Source organism: Paenibacillus nasutitermitis, from assembly GCF_014641075.1.
Lineage (GTDB): Bacteria > Bacillota > Bacilli > Paenibacillales > Paenibacillaceae > Paenibacillus_Z > Paenibacillus_Z nasutitermitis.
On the sequence record NZ_BMHP01000003.1, the window covers coordinates 1 to 24,344 of the forward strand.

The window sequence follows — 24,344 nt, forward strand, 5'->3', positions numbered from 1 at the left end:
AGGCAGGTTGCCTACGTGTTACTCACCCGTCCGCCGCTAATTCCATTAGAAGCAAGCTTCCAATGAAATCCGCTCGACTTGCATGTATTAGGCACGCCGCCAGCGTTCGTCCTGAGCCAGGATCAAACTCTCCATAAATGACTCATTACGTTTATTGCAATTCTTTCACTAAAAGTGAAAGGGCAGATCGCTCGTTGTTCAGTTTTCAAAGAACAAAAATCTTTGTTTCTTTTTATTGCTTCCCGCCGTTTTTGTTGGCCGGAATAATAATATATCATGGATAAATAATATATGCAACTCTTTTTCGTTTTATTATTTCATATTTTTATTATAAATTTCTTGCGAAGTACCCGCTTTAAATATTTCTTCATTAATACTCCCTTATTAATTTCCTTTTAATAGGATCCTAATTCCAAACTAATAAGCATAGGGTGATATCATAGCCTGGGGATTCCATCCGGTCTTTACTATGATAAACTAGAATCATCTTGGACTTTTTGACAAGGAGGTACGGTATGTATTTGCGCAAAAGAGATCGGGTGCATCTTTCCGGAGTTTCACAGCAAGAGATCGGCGGTGGAATCCATCCTTTCCACGAAATTCTCTACATCTCTGAAGGGACGGTCGTCTTGCAGTGGATTGGGACCGACTATACTGCTGCTTCCCCCGCCCTTTTTCTGCTACCTCCCTATACGCCCCATCTGTTAATCAGCCAGTCGGATGTCTGCCAGTTTGGCTATATAGAACTGGATATGCAGGATACCCCGGACTTTCCCGCACTCCCGCAAGCGGACTTGTGGAATTCGATACAAGCGGATAAAGAACCGCAAATAGAGGCGTTGACTCCCCTCTTCCAGCTTGCATCGGGTCTATGGCTCAGCCCTGATAATACCGGCCCCTTCCAATCGATTGCCGGGGAATTGATTGCTCTTGATATCCGCAAGCTGCTGCTCATGATTAACACCATCCTGCAAACAAGCCGGCCCAGAGAATTGAATCCGGTCAGCTTGTCGAATCTGGATGTCCCCAGCGAGCGCATCCAGGCGGTCATCCGTCATATGGAATCCAACTATCAGGAAGCGCTGACCGTCAATCAGCTTGCTTCTTCCGTTCATCTTGACGTTTCTTATTTTATTCATTCCTTTCAGAAAATAGCCAGCAAAACGCCGCTGCAATACCTGCACGATTTGCGTTTTAACGCAGCGACCTGTTTCCTGTCCCAAACCAAAATGACTGTTCAGGAAATTACCAGGGCCGTGGGTTTTCAAAGCATCCATTATTTCAGCCGGCTGTTCAAACAAAGATACGGCATCAGTCCCTCCATGTGGAGGAAACAGCATTCTCCCCAGCCACAAACCAAGCCGGCAGTTCTCAATTCGCAGGATTCACAGCACGCAGAATGAAATGCTTGAATTTCCGGTCCTCTTCGAGGTCGGCCTCCGTCAGAAGACCGCCTTTTTGATGGGTGATAATAACAGCTTTCTGCAAATAGCTGAACAACAAATGGGTGGACATAAACAGTCTCTCCAGCCACTTTAACCGCTCTTCCGAATTAAAGGCGTCCGACTCCGACTCCGGCTGTATCAGCTTGCCATACCACTCTTCCATCGTTTGTCTGTAAGCAGGCAAATCTGCCGGATTCTTGGACAACGTGCTGTAATAAACATTAAAAATCGCATCGTAATAAAGGAGAGACTCCGAATGCTGCCTGAGCATCAGGTATTTATCCAGAATGATCTCTAGCGATTGAAGCGGCCGCTCCAAATCAAAGTCCGACAGCAGTTGGCCGAACATCGCATTCAAATTTTCCATATAAATCTCTGCTGCCAGCTCTTCCTTGTCCTTGTAATGGTGATATAAGGTTCTGCGGGCAATTTCCGCTTTCTCCGCAATCTGGGCCATATCCGTATATTCGATTCCATTCACGCAGAAAAGCCCGAGTGCAGCTTTTTTTATCATTTCCCTCGTCATTCGGGTTTGTTTCTCCCGCAATTTCATGGCCGTCTGCTCCCCTCCTTTCGTATCCTAATAGATTCATCCTTGTTTCGGATCCCGTTCACTGAGAAACTTTTTGCCTATGGAATACCTCTTCTGCTTGTTAATGATATCATCCAGCCAGTTCATCAGCTTAACCCCGTCTTCCTCCGCTTTGTAAAAATCATCCCGTGTCGCAAACGTATGTGATGTGGTTCCTGTCTTGGCATTCAGCCCGTAATCGGTCAGAAAATAATAATAATTCGGCAAAGAAGCAGCCAATTTCTTCGTGGACTCCCTCATTTGGTGGGACCAATCGGCAATGATCTGCGGATCTGCCGGTCCTTCAAAATCGTTAATTTTACGCTGAAAATGGATTAAGACTTCATCATACAGCGAATAGGATTGCAGCAATACAGCATTCTCCGGCAGTTGGCGCTGATTGCCTTTAAATGCCGATCCGATCAGATCCGCTTCGGCTTGATAACCGAACGTCCGTTCAAAATCTGACTGCCATTCCTTATCTACAATATCCGGCCATTTCTCGCTGTACAAATAGGAGCTATCCGAATATTGATAGATCTCGGCTTCCTTATAGTGGCTGGCGATTTCACCTGCCCAGAAAGCGGACCCGAAGCCCCCCGCGCTTTCTCCGGCGATCAGCAGCTTCTCGGGCTTGTCGACATGAGCGTAAATCCACTCCAGACTGCTCTGCACATTGCTCCTGCCATTATAATGCATGATGAAGCTGCTGCCGTCTTGCTTCTTGTATTCTGTTGTGCGCTGGCCAATATGGAAGTCGCCGGTCGAATAAGGAATATACACGACATTCCATTCCCGGAAAGGGTTATCCGGGTTATTTGGAGCCATTATGCCGCCGAGTATTGTCAGCAAGTAGAACGGAATATTGGCAAAATAATTTCCGGCATCCTGACCTTTGATAACATTCATCACCTTGATGGGATATGAGGCGCTTGTTTCGTCCCAACTGGCTCCGCCGCCGGAAAAAAAGAAAATCCAATTCCGGTTCTCTCCTTTTTTGGTCAATAAATGATACTCCGAACCATCGCTTGAAAGGACATTCCCGTCTAATTCAACTCTATTCCATTTGTAAGGTTTTGCTTCGGCGGCCGGTGGAAGGATCGGCGGTTTCTTCTTCGCCGCAACTGCATATACCGCAATGGAGCCTACAACAGCAGCACCTAACAAACCGATTGCCGATCGTTTAATCATTTTTTTCAGCTGCAATCGATATCTCCCCTTTTTCATATATGCACAACTTGATCCTTGATTGCACATTATGTGCAATCATCTTAATCTACAAGAATGCAAGAGTCAATTTTCCTCCTTCACAAATAAAAGCAAGTATAAGCGAAAAGCTTATACTTGCTTTTATTGCTGAGTTATACATCCAGCGACAGACGCACCATGTCTTTTAACCGGATTCCGTTCTCCCAAATTTCTTCCTCATAGTGTCTGACAAAGAAATCGATGTCGATGCCTGTTATCCGAAACCCGCATTTCTGATAAAGAGCCAACTGTGCCACACCGGAACTTCCTGTGCCAAGCTCGACCGTTTTATAGCCAAGAAGCTTCGCCTGCTTGATAGCGTCCAGTACGAGCAGCTTTCCCACTCCCTTGCCCTGCTCCCGCTCGGCAACCGCAACATTAACCAGCTCTACTGTTGCAGGTCTTGTGGGCAGCAGGACATATTCGCCGATGATACCTCCGTCACGGTCCGCCACATAACATTGGCCTCTTTGGATATAGTCGTCGACAAACACCTTACAGGGATCGGCCAGCCATAACAATTCAACCGGCGGTGCCTCATCGGGGCGAAGTTTCCTTATTTCCATGATCTCCTCCGTCTTCATCCGTCCGGGCGGATTTCCTCCAATTATACCATCAAGAAAAAGCTATCCTCAAAGAGAAGTAAAGTGCAGTTCCCAGCTCATCGGATATTTCCGTCCATATACGCCCGCCCATCATTTCCACAAGCCGTCTTGAAATGACCAGTTCCAGCCCAAGCGTGGCCTGGTCGGTGCTCTTATGGGAAAGCTTTGACGTTGGGAAATTATAAAGCAGCAGTGCGATTTTTTCCGATGGAATATGGGTATGTGTCCCTTTCATGATGATTAGCAGCTCCATCTCCTGCTCATCGCTATGTTCCCCGGGTTCGATCTGCAGCAGAATATTGCCGCCGGTCGTAAACTTTAGCGCATTTCCTACCGCATTGACAAGAATCTGGCTGATCCGGGCTTGATCCCCGAATAGTGTCCTCGGGATCAGCGGACTGACTTTCCCCTCAAGGCTGACTCCATTCCCGGCCGCTTCCCCCGCAAATCTGTTCATGACATCCTCCACGCAGGCATGTAGATCCAATGGTAGATGATCCAGCACCATAATGCCCGATTCAATCTCCGCCAAATCCACCACGTCTTTCGTAAAGGTAACAATAAGTTCGCCGCTCAGTTGAACAATTCTGGCATAATCCACCTGCTCCCCGGAAAGCTCCGTATCCTGCAGCAGACTGGTCATCCCGATTACGCCATTCAGCGGTGTACGGATGCCGTGGCTGATCAGCCGCAAGTAGAGGCTTTTTTCCGCATTGGCTTTTTCCGCATTGGCCTCTGCGCTCATCATTTTGATTTGGGCGGCACTCCATTCCCCCAATAAGCGGTCCGCGTCCACCGCATAGGAAATTAGCATGGACATGGATTCCAGCAGCGCAGCATCACGTCCGTCGAAAGCATCAGCATTGCTGTCCAGGACACCAAGAGTGCCGTAGACGCTTCCGTCCCCCTGTAGTATGGCCGCTCCGATAAAGGAGCGGTGTGCCAGGGAAGAGGTAAAAGGATGTGCGACTGTTAAAGGATCGCTGTTTACGTCCCTAATAATGAGCGTGTCCATGTTATTGCTTACGATAAGGGAACAATACGAATGCTCATAGGGCAAAACCGTACCAGCTTCCAGCCAGGCTCCCTTCGGATCGCAGACCTTCACAATTCGGGTCGTTACCTTGTCGTTGACGGCAAAATAATAAAGGCGCCCCGCGTTAAACCGATTCATGGTTTTCCATACTTTTTCCAAAGCTTCATCTAGTGTGCGATATATCAAGCCGTCACCTGCTTTCTTCTCTTTGCATTGACGAGAGCACACGCAAAAAAAGCCAAAGAAAGCGGCAAGCGCTATTCTTTGGCTCCTGGCTAGCGTATATGGGATATATCTAGTCAATTTAACCGGTTATTTAATTTTTGAAAATATAAACGAGAACGCTTTTGTCTTTCTCGAACTTCCAATCCAGGAACAATCCTTCGACCGTTCGTCCCAGAATCTGCTTCATATCCACATCGTGTGCAAAGTGATGCTTCTCCAGAACACGCTTTGATATGCGAAGCGTCCCTTCGTACCCCAGATCCAGCATCTGTTTCTCAATCTTGATCAACAGCCCGTAACGGATAATGACCAGCGTTCGGGAATTGGTCCAGTAAGAATGGATGCGGTCGGGGATTTTCTCGCATATTTGCGTCGTATGGCCAACTCTCTCGTGGATGGCTTCTTTTCCTTCATAGACGTCATCTTCTTCGCTGACATCATGATAAAATAATCCCACCAAGATACCCGAATGATGCTCCAGGTCCCAATCGTAGTAAAATTCCTCAACTTCCTTACGAATCGTTGTCTTAATGAATTCGTTCAGATCAGGAATCAATGAATCCATGACCAGCTTGCGTGTATCCCGAAAGGCCTCTTCCTTCTGCTGAGTGAGCAGCAGCTTCTCAACAGGCCCGATAAAATTGCGCATATGCATGGTAATGCTGCGGGAGTCGTAAGAAATATGAATGGATTCAGGACCTTTGCCGAAACGATCCCGTAACAACTTCCCCATAAAACTTGATAATTGGCTTGAAATCTCTTTATCTTCCAAGAATACCCGTCCTTTAGCTCTGAGCTTATGCTCCGCGCCACCATTCAGTATACATCATTTATGCGCAGCCGACCAGTTCCGGTATTTCAACAAAGAGTCTAAAGATCATAACTTTAGCGTACGATAATTATTCTTAATGTAATTATAGCCAGAATAAAGGGTCAGGATTAAGGCGAGGTACAGCAGGATCTGATCCACTGGAACGTCCGTAAAAAAGCTGAACGGGCGATTATTGAGCATTACAGCCGCAATAGCGATAACTTGAAAAACCATCTTTATCTTGCCGTACTGATCGGCTTGTAAGGCAATTTTTTGAGAAGCGGCAACCATTCTGATTCCCGTTATGATAAATTCCCTTGCTATGATTGCAAAAGCGATCCAGGCATATATGTACTGCTGGCTTACCATGAGAATCAACGCAGCAGAGATTAGCAGTTTATCAGCTAATGGATCCAGAAGCTTTCCGAGATTGGTGATCTGATTATATTTTCTGGCAATATGCCCATCTAATTTATCACTGGCTGAAGCCAGTAAAAATACGGCACAGGCATAATAAATTCCATACGCATCCAGATGCTGAATGACGGCAGATTTGTTGATCAGCCATTCCGGATAAATGGGAAAGAGCATAATAAACACAGGAATCAGCATTATTCGGGCAAAGGTTATTTTGTTGGCTAAATTCATGAGTTTGCCTCCTTAAATTCATCGTACCCTATACCATTACCCTGGTTTCCTTAGGGGGTGTGCATTTTTAACGGCACCAACAGCCGGGCATGTGCATAGGATGGATCACGTTTTCAAACTGCATACGGGAGTCATGCCATGAACAGGAATTTCCAAGGATATCCCCGCCATTTGTCCGGGACCACAACTACTTCCCATTTTAACTTTCTGCTGGACATGAAGCAAGCGGACGTTAATGGGGACGGTTTGCCGGATTCTGTCTTTTTATACGGCCATAAGCCGGATGGGAAATCAGGTATATTTGCCGATCATATAACCCTCGTCATCCAGGATGGATATACCCAGAACAAAACAACGGTTAATCTCAAAAACAATGCCGGTTACAATGCCAGGCTGTTTCTTGGGGATTTCGACAAGGACGGCATAGCGGATATACTCGTAACGATCGATTCCGGGGGAAGCGGAGGATATATTAGCGCCTACATCTATTCCTTCCGCAGCAACGTTCTTCGCGAGCTGTTTGATGTTGAACCCTATAATCGAACATTCAGATTCAAGGTCGATTATGAAGACTTCTACAAAGTCAGCGTAGCCAGTGCCGAACGGGATATGTTGTTCATTATTGACATCAGCAATAAAGGCCAAGAGTATTTATCATCCTTATACAATGAAAATGGAACGCTCAAACATCCGGCCACGGGTGAGGTTCTGGCTTTAGGAGCGCTTTATCCGGTCGTCACCGATACCAAAAGCATGAGCTTTGATTTGCTTGCTTTACAGCGGATCATCGGCACATTTAATGCGGACACATTGGGTTATGTGGAGAATCTGTTGACATGGGACGGCGAAAGGTTCGTCTCATCAAGACTGATGGTAGCTATACCTCCCTCAAAATTAACCGCGCTTTTTTAGGTTTACGCTCCAGGATCAGCCTGTAACAGTTGAATGCCTCCACAACAATTAAATTTTTGTTCATGAGAAAGGACCTCTTCCCCACTCGTAATGAGTGGGGTTGTGAGGTCCTTGTCGTTTAATAATTTGAAGCCTCCTGCCCATATGAAAGAGTGGAAGGAGGCTTTTTTGCCTTGGAAGCCGCTAGAACGAATACCGCCACAATTGCGTATCATTGTGCTTGAAGTACAAATTGCCAGCATCGTCTGCCGCTAACATGTCGGCTCCGTCCGACCGGATGATCTGGACCGACATATCGGACTTTTGGATTTTGAACAAATATTTGTTGCCGATCGTGCCGTATACCGAGTTCGGGTCCTTCTCGACCGTGACAAGATCGGCATCCCGATAGTTCCCTTCCGGCAGCTTCACATCCGGGAATTTCTCTGCAAAATAGTCGAATGTCCGTGTATCCGGATTGAATATGAACAGATACCCTTCCGCGAAGCCCCAAATTTTTCCGTCGATCGTCTTGAGCTCCGTAATCGCTGTCAGCTTCCTCCCGCCTGTGATTTCTGGCAGGCTGTATTCATTCGTCTTTGTCTGCTCGATGGGGTCATAGACGAACAGCTTCGCTTCGGTCTGCGAAGGCGTGCTCGAGTATCCTCCACGGATCGTGGAACCTCCGTATAAGAGGCCGTTATGGTAGGCCAGCGCGATAATGCTCTGATCCGTCACGATATCTTTATGCACAGCAGCCGTACCAGTTGTGTAATCATAGACGGACAAGGCACCTGGCCGCGCTCCGGTCGTTCCGGCCGTGCCCATGAATACCCGGTTATCCCCGTAGGCCAGCGCCTTTGGACGATCCTGCTGGAACACACTCGTGTTGATCAGCAGCTTCGGATTGACACCCATGCTCCACGGTAGTTCCGGATCATATTCGTACAGAAGCCCTCCAGGGTAAGCACCCAGATACAGCTTCCCATTCTCCGACTCGATCTTGTCGACCTGCGATATCGGCGCATAGATGAATTCGGGCTGACTGTCGTCCGCATCTCCACCAAACGGATGATATTTGCCTAACCCGCCGTACAAGTAGGCACTCGTATATATGTTGCCGTCTGGACCCGCTCCGATGCTGTTAATGGCTCCTGCAATCCGAGGTGATCCTTCGACCCGGGACACGCGGAACATCCCATTCTGCGGGTTGTACTTAATGATATTCGTCTCGTAGTTTCCGTCCGTGAGACCAACGAGCGTTTCGCCCGGATAATTCGCCTGATCCTTCAGCGTTACCCAACCGTAACGCTGGATTCGCCCCGGAATCGCCAAGTCAAGATCCGTCAATTGTTTGGTCGCTATATCGTAGCGGGTCAGATTGCTCGACACCGTCATGTATACGCTTCCGTTATGTGCCGGCGATACGCGTGGAGCCGCACTGGTCGTCGACATCTCTTCCGTAGACGTAACGGTGCCGTCTGGCGCAACGTCAACTCGAAGAGCCATCAAATAGCCACCAATCGCGACGAACACACGGTCTCCGGTGTAATCGACCGTTCCGGCCAAGGTGATGGATTTGTATTTGGCGGGCAGGATGTCATCCGTCTTCCCGGTGTTATGATCGTAACGAACGATGGAAGCATTATTGCCCATGGCCAAATAGGAGACGTTGCGTCCATTATCGTGAGCGAGCGCCCTCAAATATTTGTAAGCCGGATTGTAGAACGGCATGCTGCCGATCTGGGTTGCGCCATTGACCGGATCATATTCGAAGAAGCCCGCTTTGCCATAGGATCCACCATATACCTTGCCGTCCGTGCCTGCCGCCAGATCGAACACATACGATTCGCCCGGCAGAGGCGCCCCTAAATCCGTAATCGCCGAATCTCCGGCAGTGTATTTGTACAGCCTTCCGTTCGGATATGTGCCGAGGTAAATCGTTCCGTCCGATGCGGTCGTTGCCGCCCACGCGCCCGTCGGATTGACACTGGCGCTCGGCAACGTGGCAACGTTCGTCACTTTCTCGGTATCCGCATCTATCACCTGCATAATCGGTCGATCGTTGGCATTGCCTGTAATAACGGAGTAAATCTGGTTCTGATTCGCACCGATTCCGAAGGTGGCACCGAGCGGAGAGGCGCTTCCAACCTGCACGCCGAGATTCGTAAAGTCCTTCGTAAATCGGATATGGTCCCAATACGACGTCCCTTCATTCGATTTACTGGAATAAAGATACACGGTCGCATGTGTGGTGCCCGCTGGCGCCGTCATGCCCACTTGAATGGTCTTCCACGCCATGGATGCCCCCGCTTGGGTAGATGATTCGCCTAGCAACTGACCGTTTCCTCCGTAGAACCGGAAGAAAAGTTCGGCCTTCCCGCTCTCTACCAGCACATCGGCGAAGGCGACATAAGAAGTGCCAGCTTCGGCATTCAGCTTGCTGCTTTCCAGGCCGAATGCCCGGGATTTTTTGGCGTCGTGAATGCGGACGCTATGGCTGCCCTCACTCGCTTTATTCCCGGAGACCTCAATGACGCTCCCCTTCTCATCCTGGTCATTGCCGTTGTCTTTATCTTTGAACGGTGTCCAGCCCGTCAGACCCTGCTCAAATCCGAAGTTGATTACCTGGATATCGGCTGCCGAAGCACGATACACTATGCTGGTGCATGAGATTATGATAGCCAGCAGAGAAAGCGTCAATTTCATGAACATCTGTTTACCTTGAAAATCTCTTCCACTCATCTGGAACTCCTCCTGCCCTAATTAAAATAGATCACCGTAACTGCATGCCGTTTTTCTTGAATAAACGATAACTGAGGTAGAGCTTAATGCACGATCGAGAAAATGGTTCTCCATCCGGGTTCTCGACGACTTTCATCCACAGCGGTCAAGACAAGGACTGCGGCTGGTTTTAAACAATCATACACCTCCGATTTCATATATTACTGCTTCACCCGTAATTCTCATCTAAGCTGCGAGAATCCGAAAACACCTCCTCTTGTTATGTCCCACTGGTACGATACTGGTATCGTACCGGTACTATAATGAATCTTACCAACATCGCATAGACCAGTCAATACAAAATAAACCAAAGACCTGAGTTCGTTCAATCCGTATTTTCGTTGTGAAGGAACATGCACGTTTCTTGCATCAGCAATAAAAATAGAAGCAAAGCATAGGCTTCCACCTGTACTTTGCTTCTATTGATCATCTTATACCCGGTGCAGCGAACCTTCTGCTCGGCGGTTGCGGGCCTCCTGCCAAAGCCTGCGCCACTCATCCACATCCGTGAGCAACTGCTCCGGCTGCTTGGTGCTTCTTACCGCAAAAGACGGGTGTATGGAACGTCCGGATGGTGCGCCCAGCTTATGATAACGCAGGTCAAGCGACCAGCGAACAATATCCGAGGTATTGGTCGTTCCGCGGTGAGGCGTATATTTGTTCATAATGACGATGCTGCCTTTGCGGCATTCGGCCAAAATCGGCTGTACATGGGGCAGCTGCTCGGGGACGATGGTTGTTCCGCCTTCCGAGCGATGCTTCAAATATCCGAGCTTGGACACTTCAGGCATCACTTCCATGCATCCTGTTTCTGCGGTGGCATTAACGAGCGGCAGCCAGAAGGTAATAATTTCCGAAGCTTCGGAGTCTGCGGACGTTACGGCATTGTCCTGATGCCAAGGTACATTTTGGAAATAATCGGGCTTATCGTCCTTTCCCGGCTTCCAAGGCAGCTTGGCCCGCAAATGCTGAATCGGGTTGCAGCTCAGCTCGCTGCCAAGCAAGCACTCCACAACATCAAGCAAATGATCGTTGGCAAGAAAGCGGAATACCGCTTCGCCTAAATAATCGTTGATATCGAAGCCTTTTCCAATTTCGGGGCACTGCGCATACAATCGTGCAAACCGCCGTTCGAAAGACTCGTCCTCATGCAGGTCGCTAATCTTCCCCTCGGCATACAGGGCTCTTGCCCTCCTGTCGATCTCGCGCTCCAGCTCATTGATAACAGGCTGCAGATCTTCCTCCGTCAATACGTCCTCGGCGATCAGATATCCTTCAGTCTGGTAATGAATAATCTGCTCAATCGTCAGTCCCTTCATTCCTTTTCTCCCCTTCTCATGAAAGATGCGGTTATAATGGCATCATAACAAGCAAAGAGAGTACGTTGAAGGTATAATCCACTCGTATATGCGGACTATATTATCCTGTAATGAGTCGGAGACCGCCCGTTCTGCTGACGAAACACCCGGGCAAAATAGGAGGCGTCCTCGTAGCCCAGCATCTCGGCAATCGCATACACCGGCAAATCCGTATAGAGCAGCAGCTTTTCGGCTTCCGCCATTCGCAACCGCTGCAAATAACCCATAGGCGATTCTCCGGTATGTTCTTTGAACACCCGGCAAAGATAATTAGGCGTCCAATGAGCCAGATGGGACAGCTCTTCCAGGGTCACGTGATTTTTCAAATGGGCCTTCATGTATTGCTTTAATACCCGTACGGTATCGGCTGAAGGCCTTGTGCCTCCCGTGTCGAGTCTGGCAATCCGCCAAAGGGACTCCTCCGTCCGCAGCATGAGCTCCATGACCATCAATGACAAATGCTCGGGCGTCACATAGCTCATCGATGGCTCCAATAGCCGCTGAAAACCCTCCAGCAGAAAAGGCTGCATGACCGGCGGCACCGGAATCGGGCCTTTTCTCATGAATTCCGGCAGCTCCGCCCCCCGTTTCTCGCGAGCCCAGTCAAAAAAATTGGCGCAGAAGGGCTGTTTCTGATCATCAAGAACAAGAAATGTGCATTCCAGATTGCAGAGGGGGCTGTTTTCTTCTCCTTGAAATTCATGCCATTCATTAGGATTGATGATATAAAGCAGCCCCGGTTCAGCCTTGCTTGGCCGGTCGTCTATCGTGAAGCGTCCCGTCCCCTCCGTTATATACATCAGATGGAAGACGGGATGCCGGTGGCGTTTGGTGATCTGGCCTGCCCGGTTCATTTGTTTATCCGTCGTAATATGCTCAACGCGCAGATTTTTGTCATTCATGAGGATACGCATGCTCATTCGTTGCAACCTCCACTATTGAATGAATCAGGGCCAGACGGTTTTGTTCGCTCCCGATCCGCCCGCCTGCAGCTGGACTTCCCTGATTTCGCCGAAGCTATTCGGAACGGAAATATCAATACTTCCCCGACTTTTGGATGGAGGGAAGATGCCTCCCTTAATTTGAAGATAGAGAATTTGATGATCATACTCCAGCTTGTAACCCTTGTACTGGCTCACAGCATCCATAAAATCTCCCTTAAAGGTGAAATCTTTTTCAGTGACGGTGATTTCACGGACATGGATGTTGTCCGGATTCATAATTTTGGACCTGGATATATAAGCGCCGCCGCCAATGACAATGAGCAGCAGCAGAATCGCACCTATGAGCATATATTTTTTCATCATGACCTCCACCAGCCCCAGCAGGAGCTCTTCACCCCTACTCTAGCATAATCCGGCAGGGTAATAAACTATCCCCGAAAGAGCCTTATCCACACCGCTTCTACCAAGAGTATTTTGCCGGCTATCCGGGTCCGACCGTTCAATGTGTGATTTCAAAAGTATCCAGCAGCGACCCTTCCACATCATAGGCTTCATAGACCAGCTTATCCCCGTCAATGGAAATGCCCGCAAACATTTGCTTCCCGTTCTGAAAATGAACCTTGTGATACAGCTGGTCTTCCTTCTTCTCGTTGAATTTGCCACCAGCCGCGTTGGGTACAATGTATACGGTCCCTTCCCGGTTCTGCACCGGCGTCTCGCCATCCCCAATAACCTTGCCACTTCGAAGCGGGTAGCTCCTGGCATATTCATGGTTATGTCCCTGAAGGACGAGGTCCACCTTGAACTCATCAAACAGCTCCACCCAATCCCCGATCTTGTCATTGCTGTTTCCTCCGTACGGACCGCGATGCAAAGCAATGATTTTCCACGGTTTATCCGTATCTTCGAGCTGTTTGCGCAGCCATTTGGTCTGTTCCTTCTTGTTGGATTCCGTATTCAGCATGATGATTCGGGCCTGACCGTAATCAAAGGCGTTGGTCGTACCCGGAATCGACTTCTCCGCGCCATTGTCAGGCAAATTGAAATGCGAGACAAACACATCGGCTTTTTTGTCCACCTCGTCATGATTGCCGGTAACCGGCATTAAGGGAATGCCTGAAGTCCACGGCTGCGCCTGACTCATAAAATCCGTCCACCCTTGTTCATTCTCCGGATCTTCTGTGAGATCCCCGTTATGCACGATGAAGCTGGCGTTCGGGAACTTCCTGAAAGCTTGAACCAATGTCTGTCCCCACAGCTCGAAATCGGTGGTGGACGCTCCTTGCGAATCCGCTACATCAATGAAAGTGAATGCGGACACGTTGACCGCTTCCGTAGCAAATTGCGAAGGATCGCTCCATCCATCCTCATCCCCGCTACCGAGCCGATAGGCATATACCGTTCCCGGCTCAAGGTCTACCGCTTCGGCTTTATTTACCCCGCGAACGCGGTTTCCTCCAATTTCGATTGAAGCCGCTATGCCCGTCACCGTTATGACATCGTTTCCGTTAAACCCGGTAGGGCTGCCACCCTTGATGAGCTGGACCAGCGCATTTTTCTGAGGTTTGTCGGTATACCAGGTGAATGCCCGGCTGGTGCGGGGGTCGCTCTTGAAGGTGGTCACTATATCCCGGGGAACAGCTGCTTGTCCTGCCTTGATCCGCTCCAGGGCGAATAAGACCGCAATGACTACTACACCTATAATCACAATCACAATAAGTTCTCTGCTGTATCTCAACTTTTTTTTCCTCTCTGGTCGCTTGTCATCCTAGCCTTTCTTACATTCAGCAATCTTTCAGCCAGCCTTAAGTAAGGAATCAGGTAACGTGATTACAATAAGAATTGTTAAGGGAATGTAAACGCGGCACCGGTAATCATTAGCGTAACATACAAGCAAGCCTACAGGGAAAAGGGGTGAAGACCATGCAAAAAATGCTTAATTACCGTAATGAAATGAAATTCTTTGTCAATTTCCATCAATATTACATTATTCGCCAGCGTCTGCGGACGATTATGGGACAGGACGAGCATGCAGGCGCAGACGGGGAATATCATATCCGCAGTTTATACTTTGATGATGTGAATAACAAGGCGCTGCATGAGAAGCTTGGGGGTGTCCGGGACCGGCTCAAATACCGGATCCGCATCTATAACGGCCAGGACGACGTGATCCATTTTGAGAAAAAAATTAAATTCAACGAATCTATCGCAAAACTGAAGGAACCGCTCACAAGAGCTATGTATAACGCCGTGCTGGCCGGCCGGTACGAGGTCCTGAAGGTGCAGGAGAAACCGCTGCTAATGGAGATCTATCATGAAATGACCCATAAGCTGCTCCGTCCCAAGGTTATTGTCGACTATGTGAGGGAGCCTTATGTCAGCCCAAACGGGAACGTCCGCATTACCTTCGACAAGGAGCTTCGTACAGGCCTGCACGGAATTGATATTTTCGACCAGGAGCTGCGTCCGGTCCGGGCGATCGATGAGAACATGATGATTATGGAGGTCAAATACGACGAGTATCTCCCCTCCGCGATCAAAATCGCCCTGCAGTTGGAAGGTCTGGTCCGGCAGTCCGCATCAAAGTATGTGATTTGCCGCAAATTTCTGAAATACAACACCTGGGAGGATCAATAATATGGATACAACAACTGCTACAAATAACGAAACCGCGGCAACGTTCAGCGACATCATTAAAAATTCCGTCATCGACAATTTCACTTCGGGGGTAAGCATCTCCAAGATGCTGATCACCCTCGGTGTCGCCTTCCTGATCGGCTTCTTCATCTATGTCCTTTATCGGCGGATATTCAGCGGTGTGCTGTATTCCAAAAGCTTCAATGTATCCCTTATTGGGATGACGATCATTACCGCGACTGTTATTCTCGCCATTAATTCCAATCTCGTACTCTCGCTTGGTATGGTCGGCGCACTCTCCATCGTCCGCTTTCGGACGCCGATCAAGGATCCAACTGACCTGATCTTTCTATTCTGGGCAGCGACCGCAGGTATAGTGACGGGTGCCGGATTCTTCAGCCTTGCCATTATCGGATCTGTCGTCATCGGTTTAATCCTGTTCTTCTTCATAAAAGGCGGTTCGGTAGAGAATCCATATCTGCTGGTTGTTAACTGCGATGGTGAAATCAGCGAGAAGGAAATCCATACCGAAATCGGCAAATTCGTAAAAAGGTACAACGTTAAGCAAAAAACAGTGACTCGCGGCAATGTCGAGATGACGCTGGAAATCCGCTTGAAAGATAATGAGGGCATGGTCGTAAATCGGATATCGGATGTTGCCGGTGTCAAGAATGCCGTGCTGATCAGCTACAGCGGTGATTATGTATCTTAAAGAACGGATGGTGAAGAACATGAAGGCGAAGGCTGCTTCTATTCTCATATGCCTCTGCTGCCTTCTTCTCATAGCCGGATTGGCAGGATGCTCAAGCCCGGTTACATCCGGCGTCTCCACGGATTCCAGCACGGGGGAGAACACTGGCAATACCGAGAAGAACCAGGGCACAGCAGAGTCAGCTTTTCCTAAGGACAAAGTTGTCGATGTCAAAATCACAGTGGACAAAGACGATTTTCAGGACATGATGGATAATGCCAGCGCGGAGGAATACAAAACGGCTTCTATCGACTATAACGGGGAGCATTTTGACAATGTGGCGATCCGGGCCAAAGGCAATCTCAGTCTTCGGAGCGTAGTCAACATGCCGGATTCCGAGCGCTACAGCCTGAAAATTTCCTTTGATGAATATTTGAACCAGACACTGAGCGGCATCAGCAAAATCAATCTCAACAACAATTACAGCGATCCTTCTTACATGCGGGAATTTCTGACCTATGAACTGGCAGAATCAATGGGACTGCCCACTCCCTATTATTCTTTTGTCAATGTATATGTGAACGGCGAATTATGGGGATTCTATCTGGCTGTCGAGCAGATTGGCGATGCTTATCTGAAACGGAATTTCGACAATTCATACGGCGCGCTGTACAAAGGCGTGATGACCGGGGCCGGCAGCGATCTGACATGGCTTGGCGATGATCCGGATTCTTATACCGGACTGGTGCTGAAATCGGACAAATCCGATGATGATATTCTGATTGATATGCTCAATGAGCTGAACAACGGGACCGATTACGAGAAATACCTCGACGTTGAGGAGTCGCTGAAGTATATCGCTCTGAATATTGCAACTGCCAATATGGACAGCTATCTTGGCTTCAATAAACAGAATTATTATTTGTATGACGATGACGGGGTATTCTCCATCCTGCCTTGGGATTACAATATGGCTTTTGGCGGCTTTGGCAGTTCCAGTGTCATGATCGATGAGCCGACGCAAGGCGCATTGGCCGAGCGGCCGCTGGCAGCCAAGCTCCTGGCAGTCGATGAATATAAGGCGGAGTACCATGACATCCTCCAGAAAATGGTGGACGGATATTTGGCGGATGAGACCTTTCAGGCTCGCGTCAAGGAGCTGACGAGTTTGATTTCTCCCTATGTGAAGGCAGATCCAAGCTCATTCTACACCTATGAGGAATATGAGGCGGGCGTTACGGCTTTGACCGCCTTTAATACCAAGCAGGTTAAATCTTTGGCGCAGCAGTTGGATGGGACCCTACCATCCGCAGGTGACGGCTCCGGAAGCGGCATGGGCAGCATGGGCGCTATGGGCGGTATGGGAGGCGGCAGAGGTCAAGGGGGACCGGGTGGACAGAACGTCGCTGGCGCTCAGGATGGGCAGAACGCTCAAGGCGGTCAACCTGCTGCTGGCGCTCAGGCCGGGCAGGACGCTCAAGGCGGTCAACCTGCTGCCGGCGCCCAAGCCGGGCAGGACGCTCAAGGCGGTCAACCTGCAGCTGGCGCTCAAGCCGGGCAGAATGCGCAGGATGGTCAACCTGCTGCCGGCGCTCAGGCCGGACAGGACGCTCAAGGCGGTCAACCCGCAGACGGCGCTCAAGGCGGACCGGGCGGATTCGGCGGACAAATGGGACCGCCGCCAGGCGGCTTCGGTGGCGGCGGCATGGGGGGCCCTGGCGACTTTGGCGGACCAGGCGGGCAAGGGGCCCAGCAAACAGGCAGCACAAGCGCTGCCATCACAACCGGTGTCGCAGTTGTCATTCTGCTTCTTGCATGCTTGTTCGTTATATTCTACAAACGCAAACGATTGTAACGTCTATGCGTTGTTTACAATACAAAGAGGTTCACAGATAATTGTGAACCTCTTTGTATTGATATCGGTTAAACACATTAAGAATGTTCCTCAGTCAAGAAAGTAGATACTGCATTGAGTGGCCCTGATGGTTCTCGTAATATACTAGAAAATGATATCGTACGCCTGTTGCGGGTCTTGAATGTTGTTATTGGATTTCCAGCTCCACCGAAGCTTCGGAGAGGATTTCCCATTTCTCTTGCATATGCTCCCCGCATTTATTCGTATATGGTGGTCACAGAGCCATGCTTGCGGACAACGAATTGCTTGGCATCTACGGATACAATAACCCCCAGTGCGGCAATCTTCTCATATACCAGGATCAGACTTTCCGGTTTCTTGGTATTCAGCAGCAGACTGAGCTCCATTGAATCTGGTCCTGCGGCCGTGTCGGCATCTTCGTACGTCGGATGCATCTTCAGGTTGCCCACTTGAACACCAAACTCACCAAGTACACGTATGACCGACTCAAGCGCTCCCGGCACATTCAGCATCGTCAACTCAACCTCATGGTACCGACGGCGTCTGAGCAGGTGCTTCTCCCATCGATTGAAAAGATGCAAGCTGACAAGGACGAGAAAAGTGCAAATGAAAGAACCGATATAGAAGCCCGCTCCCACGCACAAGCCAATCGCGGCCACAACCCACACAGAAGCGGCGGTTGTAAGACCTTTGACGGCACTTCCATTGCGCATTATGGCTCCGGCACCGAGAAATCCGATACCGCTGATGACCTGGGCGGCCAGCCTGGCTGGATCCATCCTTACATTCACTTCATTGACGAATTCGGAGAACCCGTACATCGACAATAACATGATCATGGCAGAACCCAGACAAACAAGAATATGTGTGCGGAAACCGGCGGCATGATTGTTCCACTCCCGCTCGAATCCGATCAGGCCACCCAGCAGCGTTGCCATGAACAACCGGATGCAAAGCTCCAAATAGGTAATCTGCCAGACATTGCCGCTAGAAATATGTTCCTGAATGAATGCCTGAATTTGATCATCCCCTTTCTTGAGGCTCTACTTGCCTGCTCCAATCCGTCCTTCACGGGTCACATATAGTGAATCTGGTGCTTATACTTCTCGAGAGATTGAAGATTTAATTCATCCGCACCGTCCAGATTAGCGGATAGAAATACGGGAGGCGTTATTCCGAGTCTGATCAGGTTCTCAAGTGTCTGCGAGATAACAGCATGCATGATGGTAATACCGGTTACGCTTGAGGTTGGACCCGTCTTCTCCGCCAATCCGTCGATTTCAAGCACCGCGTCTCCTCTTTCGCACATGACATCCAATACGATGTCGGCAAGCTCGAACAGCCGCAGCCCGCTATTGTGGCGGCTGTCCACATTCTCTGAATATTCGACGGAAGTAAGTGCAACGACTTTGATCCCGCGCGCCTTCGCCCACTGCGCCATCTCGATCGGCACCGTGTTGCGCCCGGATATCGAGACGATGACCAACGTGTCGCCCGCACACAGCTTTGTCTCAGACAATACGGCTTCTGCTATGCCGGATATCCGTTCGTACTTGGATGTGCGAGTAGGCGGAAATGTTTCGAGCGTCATGCCCGGCAGAAAAATAGGATTCATTAGCAGAAAACCGCCCGCGCGGTAAAATGTTTCCTGCGCGATAATGCTCGAATGGCTGCACCCCGTAATATAGATGGAATTGCCTCGCTCCACGGTATCCGTGAACAGCTCCGACGTTGCCAGCATGGACGGTTTTTGTTCCTTCATAATCTTTCCGAGCATTTCCTTTATTTCATGGAAATAACGGTCAATTGGGGTGACTGCACCCTTAGATTGGTCCATGTTGTTACCTTCACCCCCTATTACAAGTCTGCTATTGCTAATGCCAAATACTTATGATTACACTTCACTCAATCAAACGCTGATACGCTCGATCAGCCAATAGATGGCGATCACTAAGACAGCAAGCGATATGCCAATTGCGAGCTTCGGATAGAACGGTCTGCGGCGAAGCTGCAACAATAGCGGCAGCGCGACAAGTGCCAAGGCAAGCTGCCCGGCTTCGACTCCCATATTAAAGGCGATTAAAGAGCCGATTGTATGTTTGGCCGGTATCCCGATACCAATCAATGCTCCCGCAAATCCCATACCATGGATTAAGCCGAAGCCGAATGTAATCGCAACCCTCCAGCGGCTCGTTCGAAGCCAGAGATTCTCTACTGCGACGTAGGCGATCGACAGTGCGATTGCCGCTTCCACCCATACGGGAGCCGTGATATGGCCGAATGCGGTCAAGAGCAGCGTGATCGAATGCGCCACCGTGAACGCGGTAATGATCCGCAGCATATCCCCCAGTCCACGGGTTGCGATAAGCAAGACAAGCAAAAACAGTAAATGATCGATTCCCTTCAAAATATGCTCGACGCCAAGCACTCCGAATTTCCACATGGCACCAAGCGGCGACAATGCAGCCTCTCGCTCATACTCATAAATCCGGTGCTTCGCGTCGAACAAGCTCATCTTGGAATGCTCTCCGTCAAATAAATAGATATAGCTGACATGCTCGGAATCGTAGTCATCGAATAACACACTGTATTCGACTCGCAAATGGCTGAGCTCGGCTTGGCCGGAGAAGAGTAAATTCAGCTCAACCCGCGGATTATCGCTCTGCGTATTCATCGCTGCTCCCAACATGGAGTAATGAAGAGCTTCTCCTCCACTGGACACAAAAAGCGATTTCTTCAGGTAATCCGACAGCTCCTGTTTCCGTTCGGTAAGCTCCTCATCGGTTAAATGCGCGTCCCCGTCTGTGTCAAACATCAGCATCGTCGGCGCTGGCAAATAAAGATCGTATTCAATGCCTGTCTCGGTCACGGTCAGCATCGAGTAGCCGTCATTCAGAGCATGTGCGCTTCCTTGCTGGGGGGCAAGAAGCAACCCACCGCCTAGCAACAAACCGAACAGCATAAATCGCTGTAACAAGGAACTCTTATCAAGGCTGGGCTTCCTCTTACGTTCCACTATATTCAACCTTATAAAGCTTACTGTCTATTCCACCGAAATAAATTTTCTTATCCACTACGGTTGGTGTAGACCAGATCGCCCTTTCAGGAAAACCAACCGCATCATAGGTAAATTTAATATTGCCTGTTGCCGGGTCAATCCCTGTAATACGCCCTCTTTCCGCCACATGATAAAGGATTCCATCCTCATATACGAGGGCGCTGTTAACCTGATATCGCTGTAGGTCGGAATCCGTCGCTCCGGTTCTTAGATCCTTGGACCATTTCAGCGCTCTAGTTGAAGCGTTGAATGCAAATATCCATCGACCGCCATGCGCCGGATAATAGATTGTGCTGCCATCGGTCGCCCCTCCTCTCGACGAGAAGCTGTCACCCGTCGAGTCCGACCAGGTAACAGCACCCGTCGCCGGGTTTAGTGTACTTAACTTCGTCGGCATTGGGTTGATCACCCACAACTGACCCCCGGCATACATCGGTTCCACGTCTGCTACAACGAACAACGATTCATCGGTAGCTGCATTGCCTCTCCAATACAGGCTTCCATCGCTAATGTTCAGCGCGTACCATACATACGTATCGCGCACATTGGCATACAGCTTGCCATCATGGATAACAGGCTTCTGACGGAGCAGACCTTCCGTTTGATACCGCCATTTCAGGCTTCCATCGGAGAGATTCACCGCATAGATATACATGTCTCCCGAGCCGAAATAAGCGACATCGCCATCCACCAACGGATTCGAGATTACGCTGCCTCCCGTCGTATACGACCAAACCAAACTTCCCGTATCCGCGTTGAGCGCATATATTTTCTTGTCATTGGAGCCAATCAGGACCAAATCCGGCAAAGGAGCCGTTTGCTCATAAACCGCCGGAGAGGAAAGAATATCGCCTCCTGTTGTATAGGACCATTCGAGGGCTCCGCTGATATCATTGACCGCGTATACCTTGCCGTCTTCCGAGCCGGTATATACGGTTCTGTTATATACCAGGGGAGGAGCCTGAATCATGCCCCCTGTCTGGAATGCCCATTCCGTCGAAGCGTTGCCGCCTGTCCACGTGTATTCGCGATATTTCTTCCAATATTGGCCATTGTCGTCCAGCATCCGGACGGCGACAAAATGATCGCCAAAAGGAATGGCTGGCGAATAAGCAGAAATATCAACGGTGCCCGTCCAAACGTTGCCCTCTGCGTTTGTCAATGTCGTCCATCCGCCGTAATTATCAATATTGGCTTCCAGCGAGACGATGCCATCCGGTGCATCCGCGATCGTAACGGCAACTTGAACATCCCCATCCACCTGTGCCGTCGCTCCCGTAATCTCGAAGCTGTTCTTGCGCTTGTTCCTTATGTTCGCTTCCACGTAAGGGACTTCAGCATCGTTGGCAGCATCCCGACGCGTAATATATAATTTATTCGGCGTTACCTTGACCCTGATATATTCCTGGTAGTCTTTGATCTGACCGATATACACCCAAGGGATGCCATTCTCCAACTGGTTACCCCATCTGTGCAAATGGCCGCTTAAATAAGCAACAACGTTGTAATCCTCTACGAGATCGATCAGTTCCGACTTGCCAGTGACGTTCTTATTAATCTCGAACGGGTGATGGGCGAAGAATATAACCGGTGTGTCCTTCGATACCGACTGCAAGTCGTCCGCAACCCAATCCAGCAGCCTTTTCGAAAATTTGGCATCGAGCTCCAATGTCACTGTCGAATCCAGCAAAATGAAATGAACGCCGCCGTAATCGAATGACTGATACAGACTTCCAATCTCGTTAGCAAAGTCCTCCTTGCCGTTCACGTTCCACCAGCGCACATCGTGATTGCCTGGCGTTACATAATACGGATTGTTAAACAATGCAGCGTCCGTAAGGAATTGATCATATTGTCCCGGAGTACCATGATCGGTAATGTCACCGGTGATGACCGTAAAGTCAGGTTGTACATCATTGTTGATGTCATCCAGTACAGCCAGAAAATTATTATGTCCGATAGGCTCGTGAACGTCGCTGATTTGCGCGAATTCGAAGGTCGACACGGTACCGTATTCGACCGTAAAACTGAGCAAGTCGGTCTCACGTGAGTAGGCAGGCGTTGCCGACACAGCTGAATTATACAATCTCGTTTTCATGCCGGCAGAGGAGGAGATGAAGGCATCGATCAACGCCGGGTCTGACAGCGTAATGGCAATATTCTCCTCTGAGGTAGATGTCGTTTGCGCCTTCTGCACCTGCCAGGAGCTTGTTTTATAATTCCAAAGCGAGAAATACATACTATTCGTGCTGGAAGTGCTTGTTTTCGCCCGGGTCATAACCGTAATTGCCGTTACATATTTCTTGTCAATCCCGGTTAATGCTGTCTCTGCGATCCAACTGATCCGTTTGCTGGCATCACTAGCGATAACAAGCGGACTCGCATCGTAGGAAGCCAGACTGCCGACATTCCCCGAAGTAATCGTTCCATATTCCGCCGTAACCGTGTCTGCTGAAAATTCCTTATGGCTCATCACGGGATCATGATAGATGAGAACGTTTAAATAATCGGATTTCCTCTGGAAAGAAGCCGTTCCCGAATTATACAGGCGCACTTGAATGTCGCCGAATTCGGAAATGTATCGGCTAACCGCGATCGGATCGGAAGTCACCCAACGCAGCGTCTGATTGGACGTATTGGCGGGAGCATCGTAGATGACTTCCCAATTGCCAGTTTGATAGTTCCATAGGGATAACCACTGTGTCCCTGGAGCATTCGAATATTCTCCCGCATACACCACTTCCAATGTACGAATATGATCACGGGCAGGTTCGACCGTCATACGCGTCGACCAGTCTACCTTATTGCTTGCGCTTGCAATGGAATAGAACTCGCGATCACGATCCGCTAGATTGCTACTGGTTCCGGACGATAACGTACCCAGGATCAAGCTCGTCTTGGTTGCATCGTAAGAGGCGGCAAGTCGACTCGAATTGCCATATTCATAGATCACATTGACGTAATCGTAATAGCCGATAAATACGCTGGCATGCTCCATTACGAGCTTGGCTCTGAGCTGGCTCGCCGCAGACACGTAATGGGTGATCGAAGCGCCGAGCGTCGTGTCATATATTAGATCGCTATCGGTCACCGCAAGCGCCGACGTCTTTACGGAATCCCACGCTAAAGTGTCGTAATTCCATAATTGCAATTGCTGATTGACACCGGCGACCGAAGACTTCGCGTTGACAGGAATAGTTAAGCTGCGGACTTCCACTCCCGGCTTCTCCAGAGTCAGCTCGAACGAATATTCTAATCTGTGGGTGCTGCCGGAAGCGGCGGAACTAATTTGCAAATAGGCTTGATCGTTATTTTTCAAAGAGCTGCTGCTTCCGCTTGCGACCGTGCCTGCATTCACCGTGATTGGGTTGACCACAGCCGAACTGGTAGTCTGAGGGGAATAAGCAAGAGGCGCTGCCTGCACAACATTTGCCTGAGTGCCGGAAAGAGGGGGAAACGCCATCAATAGGGCCAACATTGCCAGATAATATTTACTGCGTTTTAATAAATTCATTG

Annotated in this window: 20 protein-coding genes and 1 rRNA gene; 5 read left to right on the forward strand and 16 right to left on the reverse strand. The window is 49.4% G+C overall.

Translation table 11 applies throughout. The features are described 5' to 3' along the window. A 16S ribosomal RNA gene (locus IEY46_RS19190) occupies window positions 1-138 on the reverse strand; the annotation flags it as partial. A gap of 377 nt (window positions 139-515) precedes the next feature. Between IEY46_RS19190 and IEY46_RS19195 the strand changes: the two genes are divergently transcribed. After that, on the forward strand, window positions 516-1,403 hold the full coding sequence (locus IEY46_RS19195) for an AraC family transcriptional regulator (RefSeq protein ID WP_188994034.1): 888 nt from the start codon (window positions 516-518) through the stop codon (window positions 1,401-1,403). On the opposite strand, the gene IEY46_RS19200 is transcribed toward IEY46_RS19195, so the two are convergent. The 6 genes from IEY46_RS19200 to pgsA form a co-directional block, all read right to left on the reverse strand. After that, the gene (locus IEY46_RS19200; protein ID WP_188994036.1) at window positions 1,372-1,998 is read right to left on the reverse strand and encodes a TetR/AcrR family transcriptional regulator; all 627 of its coding nucleotides are present in this window, start codon (window positions 1,996-1,998) and stop codon (window positions 1,372-1,374) included. The genes IEY46_RS19195 and IEY46_RS19200 overlap by 32 nt on opposite strands. A gap of 36 nt (window positions 1,999-2,034) precedes the next feature. Continuing rightward, complete coding sequence (locus IEY46_RS19205; RefSeq protein ID WP_229750403.1) at window positions 2,035-3,222, reverse strand: pectin acetylesterase-family hydrolase; 1,188 nt, start codon at window positions 3,220-3,222, stop codon at window positions 2,035-2,037. A gap of 155 nt (window positions 3,223-3,377) precedes the next feature. Next, the gene (locus tag IEY46_RS19210; protein ID WP_188994040.1) at window positions 3,378-3,830 is read right to left on the reverse strand and encodes a GNAT family N-acetyltransferase; all 453 of its coding nucleotides are present in this window, start codon (window positions 3,828-3,830) and stop codon (window positions 3,378-3,380) included. Window positions 3,831-3,879: 49 nt separating this feature from the next. Next, a complete protein-coding gene (locus IEY46_RS19215; RefSeq protein ID WP_229750404.1) occupies window positions 3,880-5,091 on the reverse strand; it encodes an ATP-binding protein in 1,212 nt (403 codons plus the stop codon). A 130-nt stretch (window positions 5,092-5,221) separates the two neighbouring features. Further along, window positions 5,222-5,902 (reverse strand): Na-translocating system protein MpsC family protein, encoded by a 681-nt coding sequence (locus IEY46_RS19220; RefSeq protein ID WP_229750405.1) that lies wholly within the window; start codon window positions 5,900-5,902, stop codon window positions 5,222-5,224. Between the two features lie 105 nt (window positions 5,903-6,007). Then, window positions 6,008-6,589, reverse strand: coding sequence for a CDP-diacylglycerol--glycerol-3-phosphate 3-phosphatidyltransferase (gene pgsA / locus IEY46_RS19225; RefSeq protein ID WP_188994046.1), 582 nt, complete (start codon window positions 6,587-6,589; stop codon window positions 6,008-6,010). A 138-nt stretch (window positions 6,590-6,727) separates the two neighbouring features. On the opposite strand from pgsA, the gene IEY46_RS19230 reads away from it, so the two are divergent. Next, entirely contained in the window at window positions 6,728-7,501 is a 774-nt protein-coding gene (locus IEY46_RS19230) for a YybI family spore inner coat protein (protein ID WP_188994048.1), read from the forward strand. A 183-nt stretch (window positions 7,502-7,684) separates the two neighbouring features. Here IEY46_RS19230 and IEY46_RS19235 read toward each other — a convergent pair whose 3' ends face one another. The 5 genes from IEY46_RS19235 to IEY46_RS19255 all read right to left on the reverse strand — a co-directional run bounded on the left by IEY46_RS19235 (window position 7,685) and on the right by IEY46_RS19255 (window position 14,304). Beyond that, window positions 7,685-10,225, reverse strand: a complete 2,541-nt coding sequence (locus tag IEY46_RS19235; RefSeq protein ID WP_188994050.1) for an NHL repeat-containing protein — start codon at window positions 10,223-10,225, stop codon at window positions 7,685-7,687. A gap of 470 nt (window positions 10,226-10,695) precedes the next feature. Continuing rightward, on the reverse strand, window positions 10,696-11,583 hold the full coding sequence (locus tag IEY46_RS19240) for a phytanoyl-CoA dioxygenase family protein (protein ID WP_188994051.1): 888 nt from the start codon (window positions 11,581-11,583) through the stop codon (window positions 10,696-10,698). Between the two features lie 95 nt (window positions 11,584-11,678). Beyond that, a complete protein-coding gene (locus IEY46_RS19245; RefSeq protein ID WP_188994053.1) occupies window positions 11,679-12,542 on the reverse strand; it encodes a helix-turn-helix transcriptional regulator in 864 nt (287 codons plus the stop codon). Window positions 12,543-12,569: 27 nt separating this feature from the next. After that, entirely contained in the window at window positions 12,570-12,929 is a 360-nt protein-coding gene (locus IEY46_RS19250; RefSeq protein WP_188994055.1) for a hypothetical protein, read from the reverse strand. 136 nt (window positions 12,930-13,065) lie between these two features. Then, the gene (locus tag IEY46_RS19255; RefSeq protein ID WP_188994057.1) at window positions 13,066-14,304 is read right to left on the reverse strand and encodes a purple acid phosphatase family protein; all 1,239 of its coding nucleotides are present in this window, start codon (window positions 14,302-14,304) and stop codon (window positions 13,066-13,068) included. Between the two features lie 185 nt (window positions 14,305-14,489). On the opposite strand from IEY46_RS19255, the gene IEY46_RS19260 reads away from it, so the two are divergent. The 3 genes from IEY46_RS19260 to IEY46_RS19270 are packed head-to-tail and all read left to right on the forward strand — an operon-like array spanning window position 14,490 to window position 17,749. Beyond that, complete coding sequence (locus tag IEY46_RS19260; RefSeq protein WP_188994059.1) at window positions 14,490-15,203, forward strand: polyphosphate polymerase domain-containing protein; 714 nt, start codon at window positions 14,490-14,492, stop codon at window positions 15,201-15,203. A gap of 1 nt (window position 15,204) precedes the next feature. Then, a complete protein-coding gene (locus IEY46_RS19265) occupies window positions 15,205-15,915 on the forward strand; it encodes a DUF4956 domain-containing protein (RefSeq protein ID WP_188994061.1) in 711 nt (236 codons plus the stop codon). Between the two features lie 19 nt (window positions 15,916-15,934). Further along, window positions 15,935-17,749, forward strand: coding sequence for a CotH kinase family protein (locus IEY46_RS19270; RefSeq protein ID WP_188996021.1), 1,815 nt, complete (start codon window positions 15,935-15,937; stop codon window positions 17,747-17,749). 257 nt (window positions 17,750-18,006) lie between these two features. On the opposite strand, the gene IEY46_RS19275 is transcribed toward IEY46_RS19270, so the two are convergent. From IEY46_RS19275 to IEY46_RS19290, 4 genes are all read right to left on the reverse strand, one after another. Beyond that, window positions 18,007-18,708, reverse strand: a complete 702-nt coding sequence (locus IEY46_RS19275) for an MgtC/SapB family protein (RefSeq protein WP_188994063.1) — start codon at window positions 18,706-18,708, stop codon at window positions 18,007-18,009. Between the two features lie 137 nt (window positions 18,709-18,845). After that, window positions 18,846-19,607, reverse strand: coding sequence for an SIS domain-containing protein (locus IEY46_RS19280; protein ID WP_188994065.1), 762 nt, complete (start codon window positions 19,605-19,607; stop codon window positions 18,846-18,848). Window positions 19,608-19,679: 72 nt separating this feature from the next. Beyond that, complete coding sequence (locus tag IEY46_RS19285; RefSeq protein WP_229750406.1) at window positions 19,680-20,786, reverse strand: HupE/UreJ family protein; 1,107 nt, start codon at window positions 20,784-20,786, stop codon at window positions 19,680-19,682. Continuing rightward, on the reverse strand, window positions 20,776-24,342 hold the full coding sequence (locus tag IEY46_RS19290; protein WP_188994069.1) for an outer membrane protein assembly factor BamB family protein: 3,567 nt from the start codon (window positions 24,340-24,342) through the stop codon (window positions 20,776-20,778). The genes IEY46_RS19285 and IEY46_RS19290 overlap by 11 nt, the downstream gene beginning before the upstream one ends. Between the last annotated feature and the right edge of the window lie 2 nt (window positions 24,343-24,344).

Coding starts and splice junctions, on each gene's coding strand:
- IEY46_RS19195 (WP_188994034.1), top strand. CDS start 516: ATGTATTTGCGCAAAAGAGATCGGGTGCATCTTTCCGGAGTTTCACAG.
- IEY46_RS19200 (WP_188994036.1), bottom strand. CDS start 1,998: ATGAAATTGCGGGAGAAACAAACCCGAATGACGAGGGAAATGATAAAA.
- IEY46_RS19210 (WP_188994040.1), bottom strand. CDS start 3,830: ATGGAAATAAGGAAACTTCGCCCCGATGAGGCACCGCCGGTTGAATTG.
- pgsA (WP_188994046.1), bottom strand. CDS start 6,589: ATGAATTTAGCCAACAAAATAACCTTTGCCCGAATAATGCTGATTCCT.
- IEY46_RS19230 (WP_188994048.1), top strand. CDS start 6,728: ATGAACAGGAATTTCCAAGGATATCCCCGCCATTTGTCCGGGACCACA.
- IEY46_RS19235 (WP_188994050.1), bottom strand. CDS start 10,225: ATGAGTGGAAGAGATTTTCAAGGTAAACAGATGTTCATGAAATTGACG.
- IEY46_RS19240 (WP_188994051.1), bottom strand. CDS start 11,583: ATGAAGGGACTGACGATTGAGCAGATTATTCATTACCAGACTGAAGGA.
- IEY46_RS19245 (WP_188994053.1), bottom strand. CDS start 12,542: ATGAGCATGCGTATCCTCATGAATGACAAAAATCTGCGCGTTGAGCAT.
- IEY46_RS19250 (WP_188994055.1), bottom strand. CDS start 12,929: ATGATGAAAAAATATATGCTCATAGGTGCGATTCTGCTGCTGCTCATT.
- IEY46_RS19260 (WP_188994059.1), top strand. CDS start 14,490: ATGCAAAAAATGCTTAATTACCGTAATGAAATGAAATTCTTTGTCAAT.
- IEY46_RS19265 (WP_188994061.1), top strand. CDS start 15,205: ATGGATACAACAACTGCTACAAATAACGAAACCGCGGCAACGTTCAGC.
- IEY46_RS19270 (WP_188996021.1), top strand. CDS start 15,935: ATGAAGGCGAAGGCTGCTTCTATTCTCATATGCCTCTGCTGCCTTCTT.
- IEY46_RS19275 (WP_188994063.1), bottom strand. CDS start 18,708: ATGGCAACGCTGCTGGGTGGCCTGATCGGATTCGAGCGGGAGTGGAAC.
- IEY46_RS19280 (WP_188994065.1), bottom strand. CDS start 19,607: ATGGACCAATCTAAGGGTGCAGTCACCCCAATTGACCGTTATTTCCAT.
- IEY46_RS19290 (WP_188994069.1), bottom strand. CDS start 24,342: ATGAATTTATTAAAACGCAGTAAATATTATCTGGCAATGTTGGCCCTA.